This window comes from Prevotella melaninogenica (assembly GCF_013267595.1).
In the GTDB taxonomy this organism is placed as follows: Bacteria; Bacteroidota; Bacteroidia; order Bacteroidales; family Bacteroidaceae; genus Prevotella; species Prevotella melaninogenica_D.
In genome coordinates this window covers 786039-799952 of sequence record NZ_CP054011.1, presented here as the reverse complement: position 1 = coordinate 799952, position 13914 = coordinate 786039, and the positions used below count along the sequence as shown (strand labels likewise).

The 13914-nt window shown below is 40.4% G+C and carries 12 protein-coding genes and 1 tRNA gene; 1 reads left to right on the top strand and 12 read right to left on the bottom strand.

Annotated elements, in window-relative coordinates:
- Positions 1 to 45: 45 nt before the first annotated feature.
- Complete coding sequence (locus FIU21_RS08550; RefSeq protein WP_004360220.1) at positions 46 to 1230, bottom strand: ATP-binding protein; 1185 nt, start codon at positions 1228 to 1230, stop codon at positions 46 to 48.
- A 154-nt stretch (positions 1231 to 1384) separates the two neighbouring features.
- Here FIU21_RS08550 and FIU21_RS08545 point away from each other — a divergent pair, with 154 nt between their 5' ends.
- Positions 1385 to 2449 (top strand): ATP-grasp domain-containing protein, encoded by a 1065-nt coding sequence (locus FIU21_RS08545; protein WP_004360222.1) that lies wholly within the window; start codon positions 1385 to 1387, stop codon positions 2447 to 2449.
- 375 nt (positions 2450 to 2824) lie between these two features.
- Here the strand turns inward: FIU21_RS08545 and FIU21_RS08540 are convergent, their stop codons facing one another.
- The 11 genes from FIU21_RS08540 to rlmN all read right to left on the bottom strand — a co-directional run bounded on the left by FIU21_RS08540 (position 2825) and on the right by rlmN (position 13569).
- A complete protein-coding gene (locus tag FIU21_RS08540; RefSeq protein WP_155812492.1) occupies positions 2825 to 2986 on the bottom strand; it encodes a hypothetical protein in 162 nt (53 codons plus the stop codon).
- A 146-nt stretch (positions 2987 to 3132) separates the two neighbouring features.
- On the bottom strand, positions 3133 to 4260 hold the full coding sequence (locus FIU21_RS08535) for a porin (protein ID WP_004360224.1): 1128 nt from the start codon (positions 4258 to 4260) through the stop codon (positions 3133 to 3135).
- A 292-nt stretch (positions 4261 to 4552) separates the two neighbouring features.
- Positions 4553 to 6433, bottom strand: a complete 1881-nt coding sequence (locus tag FIU21_RS08530; protein WP_172891362.1) for an IS1634 family transposase — start codon at positions 6431 to 6433, stop codon at positions 4553 to 4555.
- A gap of 413 nt (positions 6434 to 6846) precedes the next feature.
- A tRNA-His gene (locus tag FIU21_RS08525) sits at positions 6847 to 6920 on the bottom strand.
- A gap of 89 nt (positions 6921 to 7009) precedes the next feature.
- Positions 7010 to 7390, bottom strand: coding sequence for a preprotein translocase subunit SecG (gene secG, locus FIU21_RS08520; protein ID WP_004361313.1), 381 nt, complete (start codon positions 7388 to 7390; stop codon positions 7010 to 7012).
- A 9-nt stretch (positions 7391 to 7399) separates the two neighbouring features.
- Complete coding sequence (locus tag FIU21_RS08515) at positions 7400 to 8164, bottom strand: DUF8458 domain-containing protein (RefSeq protein WP_004361312.1); 765 nt, start codon at positions 8162 to 8164, stop codon at positions 7400 to 7402.
- A 70-nt stretch (positions 8165 to 8234) separates the two neighbouring features.
- A complete protein-coding gene (locus FIU21_RS08510) occupies positions 8235 to 8771 on the bottom strand; it encodes an LptE family protein (protein WP_004361311.1) in 537 nt (178 codons plus the stop codon).
- Positions 8772 to 8808: 37 nt separating this feature from the next.
- Entirely contained in the window at positions 8809 to 10050 is a 1242-nt protein-coding gene (locus tag FIU21_RS08505) for a sigma-54 interaction domain-containing protein (protein ID WP_004361310.1), read from the bottom strand.
- A gap of 186 nt (positions 10051 to 10236) precedes the next feature.
- Positions 10237 to 11238, bottom strand: coding sequence for a lysylphosphatidylglycerol synthase transmembrane domain-containing protein (locus FIU21_RS08500; protein ID WP_004361309.1), 1002 nt, complete (start codon positions 11236 to 11238; stop codon positions 10237 to 10239).
- A gap of 46 nt (positions 11239 to 11284) precedes the next feature.
- The gene (locus tag FIU21_RS08495) at positions 11285 to 12421 is read right to left on the bottom strand and encodes a PdxA family dehydrogenase (RefSeq protein WP_004361308.1); all 1137 of its coding nucleotides are present in this window, start codon (positions 12419 to 12421) and stop codon (positions 11285 to 11287) included.
- A gap of 95 nt (positions 12422 to 12516) precedes the next feature.
- A complete protein-coding gene (gene rlmN, locus FIU21_RS08490) occupies positions 12517 to 13569 on the bottom strand; it encodes a dual-specificity RNA methyltransferase RlmN (protein ID WP_004361307.1) in 1053 nt (350 codons plus the stop codon).
- Positions 13570 to 13914: the final 345 nt, after the last annotated feature.

The following is a 13914-nucleotide window of genomic DNA, read 5'->3' as shown; positions in this document are numbered from 1 at the left end:
TTGAAATTTATTAAATGAATATTGTTATAATGTTTTTGGTCTTGCCTAATATAGGAAACCTATTAGCCAAAGTGGTACTTGATTGTCCTTTCCCACCTCAGTATTGTATATAGTATAGGTTGTGTCTGTGCTAAATCGCTTTTTAGTCTTTCCAGTATCACATACCTTAAACTTTTCTTTTTGATTGATAATATATGTGCCTTGTTTATTACCTTCATTTACCGAGCATACCTCTTGTAACGCATTTACAAAGAATGTCTCCATGAGTTGCTGTTCGTCAAGTTGGATGGGGTAGATGGCATATATCAAGTTAGAGTTCTGTAACATAACCTTTGCAGGCTTTTTAGGAAACTCTTGTCCTACTGGATATACAAGGTTGATAAGTCGTGCATCAGCAAGATTCTTGATATAATTCATTACCGTAGCACGGCTTGTGTTGATATCTTTAGCAAGGTTGCTGATGTTTGGAGCCTTAGGACCTTCCAAGGCAAGAAGGTAAAATAACTTTTTAATCTTGGTCAGATATTTCAAGTCTATTTGTTTGATGAGAAGGATATCTACCTCTGTCATCATATTCATCGTCTTCAGTAGATTCTCTGAGAAGTTACGATGTTCTAAGAAGAAGGGATAAAAGCCGTGGTGAATATAGTCTGCAAAGTACTTCATCAGGCTAACCTTTGAGAGAATATATCTTGTTATCTCCTCGTGGTTGTTTATAATATCCTTTAATGTGTAAGGCTCAAACTGTTGGTTTGTTTGTAAATTCAAGTATTCGCGAAAAGAGAAACCTCTCAGGTTATAGCTCTTAACAATGCCATTAAGTTCAGGGTTTTCTTCTTTCAGTCTCATGACACTTGAGCCAGTGAAAACTATCTTCAACTCAGGATAATTGTCATAGCATTGACGGAGTTCATGACTCCAATCAGGCTGTTTGAACACTTGATCAATCAGCAAGACTTTTCCGCCATGACGATAAAACTCGCCAGCGAAGTCTGCTATACCTCTGCCTTGGAAGTAAAAGTTATTCATATTTACATAAAGGCATTGGCAATCAGTAGCGCCATAGCGCTCTTTGGCATATTGTAGGAGGAAGGTCGTTTTACCTACGCCTCGCGTACCCTTGATGCCAATGAGCCGGTCGTCCCAATTAATCTCATCCATGAGACGACGACGCACTGGGGCATTTACATGCTCCACCAAGTAAGTATGCGTGCGAAAGAATGCGTCCATCTTGTTCCCGTTATATATAATATTATCCACATGCAAAGTTACTATTAATTTCTTTAATTTGCAAACTATAGATAGCAAAAAATGATTTTTTTGTTTTTATTTTGTGTTATATTTGGTTTGATGTACCTTTGCACAGCATTAACAAAGGATTTCGATGACATTACACGTATTTAACCCCGAACATGATATAGCGTTAGCTTATGATAACAAGTACTTTACGGCTCCGCACGCAGGTAGGCAGCTTCGCAATGATTTAGATTACCTACCTGTTCTGTGGGCAGAGGAAGGTGACTATGTACTTGTGGAAAACGTGAGTTCTGCTCAGCAGCATGCCTCTCGCCTTCAGCGTTATGGTAAACAGGTGAATTTTGTTGATAAGAAAGGTGTAGATTGTCTATTAGAACAGATTGACAAGGTTGTGCCATGGGGATGGGATTCTTCTATTAAGTTTCAGTTGGGCCAGATGGGGATTAAGCCATCTGTACTTCCTGATAATGAGGTGCTTGCAAATGTACGTAGGCTTAGTAATCGTCAGTTTTCTTCTGCTGTATTAAAGGAACTACAAGAGAGCTTTATTCATCCTATTTTACTTGGAGAATCATCCTATGTTGATAGTCTTGTAGAATTAGAAATTATTCTTCAGAGTTTGGGTAAGGCTGTGATAAAGGCTCCGTGGAGTAGCAGTGGGAGAGGAGTGCGCTATGTTGATACTGTCTTGGATGTAGCATTGGCTAATTGGTCTAAGAATGTGATAAAGACGCAAGGCGGTATAATGATAGAGCCTTATTACAATAAGGTGAAGGATTTTGGTGTAGAATTTTATGCGAATGAGAATGGTGTTCATTACGCAGGACTGTCTGTATTCCATACTGTTAACGGTGCATATGTAGGTAATAGCCTTGCAGACGAAGCTGAAAAACATTCTACTTTGTCTACTTATATATCGAATGAACTTTTACATGAAGCTATTTCATCTTTGGAACAGTTGCTAACCAATCATTTGCGAGGTGTTTATAGTGGTCCTTTAGGCGTTGATATGATGATTGTTGCTGCAGAAGATAGTTTTATGCTTCATCCTGTAGTTGAGATTAACTTGAGACGCACGATGGGACATGTTGCCTTGTCTTTATCTACTTGGAAAGAACTCCATAATAGAATGATGCGAATAGATTATGATGGTTCTCATTATCATCTTCATATAGTTCACAAAGATAGATAATGTCTGTACTTGAATAATTGCTTATAGAAGAGTATGTGAAGTCATATCAGGTCTTTATTTGTGATATGTTAGCCTTCAACACAACTTGTGTTTACCCTCCGCACGAATAGTGTTAGCGCTTCGCACGATATGTGTTGGGCTGCAGATAGCATTAAATAAAGAGGAATAGAAAACCTCAATTGTCATTATTTACACTTTAGTAGGATGTTAATGACAATCTTATGTGGGAAATGTTTACCAAGAAATGGTATTTAACAATAACATTCCCATGATATTGTGAACTTGTTTTTACTTACAAATTCAGCCTTATTCAGCTATTTATAGCTGAATAAGGCGTAGGCGTTTGAACTTTTGTTCGTTAAAGAATTAATAGGCTTAGTTGTGATACATCCAATAAGCCAAGCCAACAACTGCTAAGGCAAAGAATGTCATAATAATCTTCATTACCTTGTTTAAAGAATGTCTACGGCGTGATGCTGATGAAGAAGGCGTTTTGAAACCTCTTGTCTGATGATTGATGTGATTTTGTTTTTTCATTTTCTTGAGCTTGTACGAAGGAGTTTTTTCATAACAGAAGTACAACCTTCGTCAAGGTTATGCATATATTAATATTGAATGTTGCAAAGGAAGCAAAGATCACGGATATATCCTTAAAACATCCGTGATTTTTAGTTTAATTCATTTTAAAAACGGAAACTTAATTCTAAGTCAAACATTGAATAGTTTGGTTTACCTGTACTATTCATAGAGCGGTCATGAACATAAGAATAAATACCACTCAATGCAAGGTTTTTGGTGAACTCGTAGTCAAGTCCTAAGTCGTATTGTGTACGCTGCTTTTCAGCACCATCAGATGGCTGATACATATCGTAACGTGCCTTGGCATGTAGCTTCTTAGGAATGATAGGCGCAATGACTAAAGCATAAACACCCTGAGCTTTGTCTCCATCTGCACTAAGATTGCAGTCTGTAGCTGCCGAAGCATCTGTGTTGCTCAGTGCTTTAGCGAAGGCGTTACCAGTAGAGTGTACGTATTCAGAGCGTATGGTCCAATCGTTAACTTTGTATTCTGCAGAGAAGGCATAGCGTCGTTGTTGCAGACTGCGTACACCTTTTTGTGTTGCACCAGTATCATCAAGCCATGTTCCCTTGCGAGCATACGAACCAGTCCATCCGAACCAGCCTAAGCGCATGCCTTCAACAGGCATTACCCATACACCACCAATGATATTCTTCTGTTGGTCAACATCTTTTACGTTGATACCTTGACCATCGAATACACCTACCTGATAGTGAACAAGATTTCTACCTGCGGCTGTCTTTAGGAAATCGCCTTGTATCTGTACACCGATGTCACGTCCGTTAGATGGATGTGCACCAGCTCGGTCTGAGAAACTTGCTAATTTCTGAACACCTTGTGCTACACTCATAAATCCCTGATCGATAGGATGGATAGGGTTGTCAAAAGTGAATGGATTCTTGAACTGTCCTGCTTTAACACGGAAGAAATCATACTTCTGCCATTCAATAAAGAGGTCGACTAATCGTGGTGATGCGCCCAATGTAGATGTGTTTCCGTTGAACTGTAACTGTGCTTTCCAAGCCCAATCTTCAAGGATACGACCATCAAGTGATACACGGCCTAAGCGGAGGTTGAAACTATTTGACTTGTTGTTGTTCATACCATTGTATTGGTACTGAACGATACCGAAGCCAGACAATTTTACGTTATTAATCCACTTTGGTGCTTCCTGTGCTTTACCGAGAAGTGAGCATAGCATCATTGCTGATAGGATAATTGTTTTTCTCATAACTCTATGAATTTAGGTAATGATAATATTTTAGGTTGATAACTCGGCTATTGATGATGCAAAGATAGTATTTTATCAAATAATAACAAAATGTTATGCTGCTTTTGTCGTGTCTTTTTCTTGGTTCGAGTTTGAGGATAAGGATTTTCTATATATATTAAGGTGAAATTGCCCACTATATCAGTCGCTGTAAAGGATAACTCCTTAGGCTGGAATAGTGGGCAATCTTTAACCCAAGTTTAACACCCACCTTCGCCTAATTGTTGCTGTCACCATACTTTCCTCGTTTTTCTTATGGACTCTGTGTCCTACAAATTTTATTCTTTTTGAATGGTGAGTGTTTTAAGTTCAACTTATCGTATATTTGTTTTGCTTGCTTCGAAGGACTACCACATTGGCGCATCTCGATGGTTTCACCTAATGGATTCTTCCCTTTTGTGGTGACGAGCTTTTGGGTGCTCATACGTCGTACTATCTCGGTCCAGTAACAGGATTCTCCTTCTCGTTTTAATTGACAACGGATGGTGTTTACCACCCAGTAGGCTAATAAACCGAAGAAAAGGTGTGCGTCGCTTCGCTCATCTTTCTGATGATAAATAGGACGGAGGTTGAGATCATTCTTTAGTTGTCTGTTCGTACATTCTATCTCACGGATGAGATTGTAGTATTCCCATGTCACACGCTCAGAAAGTGTCCTGACATTGCTGCGGAGGAAATAGACTCCATGACCAGATTCCATTGCCGAGAGGTCTTTTATCTCCCAGTCTACACGTAGCATCTCCTTGGGTTTCTTCTCATTTTTTATGTAGCTTATCTGGTAGAACTTCGCTATAGAAGGGTACTTCTGTATGGCACGTCCTGTACGTTCAACAACCTTTTCATAGGTTTTCGTTCCACCTTTCTTGGAGATTCCTTCGTTTATCCTCTGCAGGTCCATCTTAAAACGCTCTCTCCAAACCCTGTTCATGGACGACTCTGTCATAGCTTTCGAAGGAGATGTTATTTCGAGATAATAATCCTCATCATCCTCTGTCTTAACCTCTTTCAGCGTTATCTTCTGCCGACGGGCATCCATTACTGTAACGCTCTTGTTATCATCACTGAGCGTATAGTCTTTCATTTTCGTACGAGATACGCAGAGATAATTGTAACCCTTTTTCTTTATTAACTCCAAGTTCTCTTCCGTGGCAACACCTGCATCCATGATAACGAGCGTATCCTTGGTTCGTGATGGATTCCTCTTTGCCAGCGTATCAATCATATTGGGTAGAGACTTGGGATCTGCTGTATTACCCTCCAAGATAGAAGAATAACGTATAAAACCTTCTTTATTGATACATAATGCAAGTACAAGTAGCTTACAGTCAGAGCGTTTTTCTTTTGAACGACCGAACTTGGCTTTATCGCTATTACGCTTACTACCCTCGAAATAGAAGTTGGTTAAGTCGAAGAGCATCAACTTGTTGTCTATATTAAAGATATCGTCAGTAACGCTGCACAGATGACGCTCTAACTGTTCCTTTAGTTCATATAACTTGTCGGTGATTTTATACAGAGAATTGATCCCTGGTGTCCAGCCAGGAACTCCACTGTAAAGTTCGCCAGCAGCTGAGTTATCGCGCAAATAATAATAAGATGAACGTTCAGAAACAGCATATACCGTGCGAACAATCAATGCTGACAAAGCCGTGTGTATCGCATTTTCCGTCCACCCATTTTTGCGCAGAAAACCCTCTAACTGCAGCTTGTCTATTGTCTGCTTGCAGAGCCACTCTGCACCAACATTCCTTGCGTCAGTATAGTTTGCCGTCTCAAGGTCTATGTAGTTCTCATATTTTCTCAGCGACTTCTGCTCTTCCTTATTAAACCGATCGATTCCACCTTCTTTCTCCATACGGCTCCACCATTCGTCAGCCTTTGCCTGTTCAATAGGAGTAAGACCGTCAAGGTGTTCTTTGAAAAGCGAGGGTGTACTTCTGGTTTTGAAGCGTTCGGTAAGAGCGTATGCAATTTTTCGAACCTGTACAGCAGTAAGTGAAGGTTCGAACCCGATGTTCAACAGAATTAGCGAATGTACATGACCCTGCACGTCACGATATGACTCCTTGATGCGATAATAAGGAGCCATGTCGCCTGTTGCAGGGTTGAATCGTGTCTGTACATTTGCGTGCATGAGTGCAAAGTAACAAAATAATTTTGATATGACGGTGTCCTACAATTCAGATTTTACTCCTCGTTACAATACCCTATGCTTGATTATCAATCATTTATAAAATTGATACTACACAAAACATCCCGAAAATTTATGAAAAATAATTTTGCTGGTTAAACTTGGGTTAAGAGGATAGGCTTGCAACTGGGTTTTAGGACTGACCCCTTTAATTCATATTCTTTTTGATTCTTTTTTTGCCAAATAAATTAATGAAATCATAAGTTTAAGCCTATTTTATCTAACACAGATAACTTCCAAAAGTTTTATCGGACACCAATATTAGTAAATATACTACTTGTAGTATCGGTATAGTGGCAGTGATGTACAAAAGAAAAAGCGGAGGTCCTTAAAAGACTTCCGCTTAATTCTTGAAGGGTGGGTGGTGGGATTCGAACCCACGACATTCAGAACCACAATCTGACGCTCTAACCAACTGAACTACATCCACCATATTGGCTATTTCTTTTTAGCGAGTGCAAAGGTACGGGTTTTATTTGGACTGACCAAATATTTCCCGTACTTTTTTCTTATTTTCTCTTATTTTGCTGGTGCAGCCGGTACAGCTGGAGCAGTAGGTGCCTGTGCTGCTGGTGCAGCTTGCTTCTGCTGGCTTGCACCGAAGTTAGGCAAGTTGTTAGGGTTTGTTGTATTGTCATCTAATGCAGCTTTTTCAACAACACTTGCGTCTGTGGTTGCTGATGGTGCAACGTAAGCACTTGCTACGCTGATAATAACCATTGCGATAGCTAAGCCCCATGTAGTCTTCTCTACAAAGTCTGTAGTCTTGCGAACACCCATGATAGCATTAGATGATGAGAAGTTTGATGAAAGACCACCGCCCTTTGATTCCTGAATCAGAACGACACCAATCATCAAGAGTGCTGCAATCACGATAAGAATTACGAATAACGTGTACATTTTCTTGTCTTATTTTTTATTGTTATTTATTATCAATTTCTCTAAAAAACGTATTTGGTCTGCAAAGTAACGATTTTTTTTCGGATATACCAAATTTAATCGCCTAATAATTTCCAATGCTTTAGAATATCGACCTTGTTTTATATAAATTCTTGCTAATGTTTCAGTAAAGTAGCCAGTATCTTCATTTTCAGCTGCTTCATTGTGTTCATTCTCTTCAGGTTCGTACTCAGTCTCGTCTTGTAAAGTGATTTTACCCCCTTCATTATAGATGAAATCGTCGATAAGTTCTTGTCCTCTTAGTTGTGGAGTGATATCCTCATTTTGCTTACTTTCACTTTCCAATAAGTAGGCAACGTAGTCCACAGTGGCATCAGCAGGTGTCGGCTTGCGCCTTCCTTCTGTTTCCTGTGTTGTATCTTCTTCTTCAGGAATCTGTTCTAAGAATGTATCGATAAGCGATGTTGTACGGTCTTCCTCTGTAATCGTTTCAGCGTTGATAGTTATTGACTGCTTTTCTGCCTTTTTCTGTTCTGGAATTAGTTGATAATGGGCATCCTCAACGAGCTTGAAGAGGATATGACGGTCAGAGATGTATACAGCTGCACGTCGTAACTCATCATCGAAGGTGGGGTCATGAAGCAGAAAGAGATTCTGCAACAACAGAATACGAGCTGGCTGATAGTAAGGATAGAGCGCAAGCATACTCCGGAGATCGTATAAGGTCTCCTTGTTTAGATTCTCCGGATGATTAATAAGATTGGCTATATCCATAGGACGATAAGCGATTATGTGGGGTGATCAGAATAATAGTCAATGAAATTAAAATACTGATGTGGAATGGCTACCAGTTTGCAACAGTTGCGTTGAATATCTGGTCGGTAAGGTCCTTCACCATCTGTGTGACGAGTTCCTCCTGTACAGAATTCAGACTACGTACCGTTTCATAGCTTGAAGTAGCTGTGAACTGTCGTTCAAAGTCTTGGCTATGGTTTGTATTGTTTGTGAAGCGCACGTTGACAGTGATGGAAAGTTCTGTTTGTGCAGAATATCCTTCACTTGATACGCTTTTATTACGTTGCTGATACTGTGTGATTTCACCTTCAATCTTCATATCACCATTACGCTTTACTTGCTGCAGGCGTGTGTGGTTAGCAAAGACATCTTTCAATTGATTGTTGAACATTGGTCCCATTGGTCTCCATACATAGGTAGAGCGGATAGGGAAATCTGCAATCTGAATGGTATGTACTTTACTGTAATCAATACTTGCACCATTAAACTTATAGGATACACTACAAGCTACCAATAAGAGCAAGCAGATAGCTGTCACACCCCATGTCAATGGGCGGATAGATGTGAATTTCTTTCCTATCTTCATTGTTTTGTAAGAGAGTAGTCCCTTTTGTGTCTATTGATTAATCTTTGTCTAATCCGTATTGTCTGATTCGGCGATAGAGTGTGCGGTCGCTGATGCCCAACTCTAAAGCAGCTTTCTTACGATTTCCATTGTTACGCTCTAAGGCTTTCTCCACCAGTTGCTTTCCAATGTCGTTGAGGTTGAGTGTCTCTGGTTCAGATATTTCTTCTGCCACAGCGTCTTCAACCTGTTCTATCGTTCGTGTTGGAGTGATAGGCTGTTTGTTTGTGGTAGCAGGAAGATTAGAAACTGTTGACGGAGTAGGCTGGAAACCGCTTGCACCATTGAGTTGTCTACTTTCCTCCAACTGCTTACGAACGTTGTTGAGGTCACGTCGTAAGTCACTTACATTACCTCTCAACTCATAGAGAATTTTATAGAGAATCTCACGTTCACTCTCATAGCTATGTGAACCCCCACTTTGTATCGTAGCAAGCTGTGTGCTGTCTTGGTCACGTGGGATGAAATGTAGTAATGTTTCTGCATCAATCTCACGCTTCTCGCTTAGGACAGACATCTGCTCAGTAATGTTCTTTAATTGACGAACATTGCCAGGCCATTTGTACTGTAACAGAATCTGGCGTGCTTCATCTGTGAGTGTGATCTTTGGAAGACAATACTTCTCAGCCATCTGCATAGCAAAGAGGCGGAAGAGAAGAACGATATCTTCGCCACGATCACGGAGTGGTGGCATCTGAATTGGAATAGTGTTAAGACGATAGTATAAATCTTCACGGAACTTACCTTCGCTAACAGCTTTCTGCATGTTGATGTTAGTAGCAGCTACGATACGTACATCTGTCTTACGGATTTCCTGGCCACCAACACGGATATATTCACCTGTTTCGAGAACGCGAAGTAATCGAGCTTGTGTTGCTAAAGGAAGTTCACCCACCTCGTCGAGGAAGATGGTTCCTTTGTTGGCTATACCGAAATAACCTTCACTATCGCCAATAGCTCCTGTGAAAGAACCCTTCTCATGACCGAAAAGTTCACTATCAATGGTCCCTTCTGGGATAGAACCACAGTTGATAGCAAAGTATTTCTCGCGACGACGAGGAGAATTGTCGTGGATTACACGTGGAATAATCTCCTTACCAACACCGCTCTCACCGATAATCAGTACAGACAAATCAGTGGGTGCTACCTGTAAAGCAACATCCAGTGCACGATTCAGTCCGTCGTTGTTTCCGACAATGTTATATCGTTGTTTGGTCCTCTGTAATTCTGTTGTATTCATTTAACTGACAAATTTACCTATTTTATTTGAATAAGCTGCAACTTTGGCAGACTTTAACAACTTCCTTTCTGTCTTTCTCAGCTATTTTCAGATGGAAAAAAGCAACTTCTTCTGAATTCTTTTCATGAAAAAAAATAATTATTTACGAGAAAATAATTTGCGGTGTATAAATCTATCGAGTGTTAATTACTTGTTTTTCTTCCTGTTCAACTTTATTAGTAACAAACCAATAGCTGTCCAAATAAGTTCACGGATACGGACAAGTAGAGCCACGAAAATGCCCGCTTCGAGCGTGAGTCCTAAGCCTTTAACAGACATCAGGAAACCTCCTTCACGACCACCTAATTGTAGAGGTATGAAGAAGAGCATATTAGCAAAGAGAGAGGTGAACGCAAGGATGAGAATGCATTCAAAGTAATTGACAGAAGGTAGCAATACCAAAAGGATGAAGAATATCTCTAAAGCACTGCAAACTCTGCAAGATAATTCAAGCAGAACAACGGTGAGGAAGGTACGTGGGTTTTGGTTGTGCAATGATGCTATCTGTGTGTCAATCCTGTCAAGTTCTTCCTTATGATTGGCAACAAAAGGTTCTGCCCATTTCTTAACAAAAGGAATATGACGAACAAGGTTCATTACGCGGACTGCCAGTCCTTTTTTGTAACCAGTGAGGAAAAACCAAATTGCAGATACGCAGAAAACAAAGACGACAGCTAACATCGTACCCATCAAGAGATTGATAGGTTGCATGAAGATATAAAGGAAGATGGATATAAGCCAAAACCAGAAATGACTAAAGATGTGTGTCATAGCATAAAGGACGACAGAAGATGTAGCACGTTCTGCTCCAATCTTCGGTGTCAGTTCCATGATACGATATGGTTCGCCACCCATTAGTCCTCCAGGAGTAGCGTAGTTAAGTGCAAAGCCTGATACAGTAACCTTATAAAGCCAGAAGAATGATACTTTCTTCCGCTCTTCAGTGTCTTGTGTCTGACTACGTATAATTGTAAACCAAGCTGCAGTATTAAAGATGTATAAGAATACCCATAGTACAACTACAGCAAAGAACCAGTAGCCTGCATGCTGTATTTTCTGCCATGCATCAGCAAAGTCAAGGTTGTACACCATAATACAGAGTACAACCAAGCCAAAAGTGAAGAAGATGTTCTGAAACTTTTTGTTCATAAGTCTTCTTATTTATATTTGTCGTAAGGAATGAAGGAAGACACGCTTAGTGTGTCTCTTTCGTATTACGGTTTTCACCATTGTTTGGTATGCGATCCTCACGCTTACGTGGAATAGCAAAGCGCACCTTGTCGCTTTCGTCCCTTCTTTCCTTGTAAAGCTTTGGAAGTGGATTGCCCATTGGTGCATCATATTCTGCACGATTGCGGAAGATGTCGATAGCAAGGTAGATTGCATGACGGAATGGTAGTTCGTCAATAGTACCCTTTCCTGCTAATGAAAGGCTATTAGGAATTTCTGCAGAGGTGCGAACGAGTGGCAATCCTGCTGTGTAAATGATACCATGAGATACAGAAAGCGTACGGAAAGGAGCAAGCCCTTGTTCGTAATACATTGCCAAGATACCATCAAAATGCTCTGTGTTATTGCACCCAAAGAATGTATCGGCAGGGTAAGGACCAAAGGCTTGTATGCCATTCTCAACAAGTTCGTCAATAGCTGGCAAGATTATCTCATGTTCTTCAGAGCCTAACAAACCGTTGTCGCCAGCTTTAGGGTTCAAGCCAAGCACTGCAATGCGTGGACAAGAAAGGCGGAAGTCACGGCGAAGACTCTTAAAGAGTGCACTCGCATTATTAACAATACTTGCCTTTGATATTGATTCTGCTACTTGGCGCAGTGGGAGATTACGTGTAGCAAGGGCAACACGCAATCCATCGTTAATCAAGATTGATAAGCCTTGCTCCTCTGATTCCATGTGATCTTCGATGTAACGGCTTTGACCGCTGAAGTGGAAGTGCTCATTATTGTCAATAGGAGCTGTAACGAGAACGTCAAATAGTCCTTGGCGATAGTCCTCTAAGGCCTTGTCTACAGCACGTAATCCAGCAATACCAGACTCCTCTGAGGCAACGCCCAAATCAACCTTAATTTCGTCATCAAATACAGGGAGCAGGTTGAGTCGTCCGTTCTGTGCTTCTGATGCATCTTTGATGATAGTGAAGTTAGCTTCTATGTCAAGTGCATTACGATGATAGGTGGCTACTTTAGGCGAACCATAGATGATAGGCGTACAAAGCTCCAGCATCTCTGGTTCGGCAAAGGTCTTAAAGATAAGCTCATATCCAATGCCGTTGGTATCTCCGTGTGTGATTGCTACGCGGACTCTTTTATTATCGTTCATATACTTATATCTTGTATTGTTTTGTTATATTCAGTTTCCTATTGGCTCTCTGTGTGTAGTCTGTTAGTCTTTTTGCGTTCTTATTTTTTACCTTTTTACTTTTTCCCTCTCCCTCTTTCTTCTTCTATCTTCTTTGCTGTTGAGAGCAGACCGCAGGCTGCAAAGATATCCTGTCCACGACTGGCACGGATAGTTGTGAAGACTCCATGTTGTGTTAGATAGTTTCTGAATTTCTCCATTCTGTGGTCATCAACACCCTGCAATGGGATATTAGGGATAGGATGGAAGCGAATAAGATTCATTCGGCAGTCCAATCCTTTGAGTAGTTGTACGATAGCCTTGGCATGTTCCTCGCTGTCGTTGAAATCCTTGAAGACAATATATTCGAATGATAGACGGCGCTGATGAGAGAAGTCGTAATTGCTGAGTAACTCGATAATACTATCAATAGACATTCCTTTTTCTGCTGGCATCAACTCCGAACGTTGCTCGTGTAAAGGGGTGTGCATACTGATAGCAACGTGGCAGTCGCTCTCATCAAGGAATCGTTTTAGCTTTCCTTTGACACCCACACTGCTTACTGTGATTCGCTTTGGTGACCATCCGTAACCAAAGTCAGCAGTCATAATCTCTGTGGTGCGCAGTACGTTATCAAGGTTATCCATTGGCTCACCCTGACCCATGAAGACGATATTCGTCAATTTATCACGTTCTGGGAGGGAATAAATCTGATTAAGAATATCTGTAGCTGAAAGACTACCTTCGAAACCCTGCTTTCCTGTCTGGCAGAAGAGGCAGTTCATCTTACATCCTACTTGTGAAGAAACACAGAGTGTAGCATGGTCTTCGTCTGGAATATATACCGTTTCAACAAACTTACCGCTGTCAGTAGGGAAGAGATATTTGATAGTTCCGTCTTTAGAATGTTGTGCATCGATAGGCTCTTTGCAGCCAATAGCATATTCAGCAGCGAGTTTCTCTCTGTTTGCTTTTGAGATGTTCGTCATCTCATCAATACTTTTCACATGCTGTGTATAGAGCCATTTGGCTATCTGTCCGCCTGTAAAAGCTGGCATTCCGAGCGACTTGGCAACCTCTTTCAACTCTCCAAGTGTCATTCCCAACAAATACTTCTTTGCACTTTCCATTCTCGTTCTCAATGTTTTGTTGCTGCAAAGATAACGAAAAAATAGCTAATATTAGTGTTTTCCTTTCTTTTTTGCCACACTTCGATAATATGGAGTGGTTAAGTCTACTAAAGTAAGAAGGGAATTATCACGTATTATACAAGAGTTTTTTTGATTTCATTTTCCTGTCATTTTTAACATTTAGCGTAAATGTATTAGAAATCAACCTTTTACGTTTCTAACTTGAATGACAGAAGTGACAGGAAAGTTTGTGTTAGAGAAATCGTTTGTCAATTACTAACTATTCCTTTTCACGTCATTAAAACTTCTACACTATGTTTCGTTTACACAGCTTGTTTTGTTGGG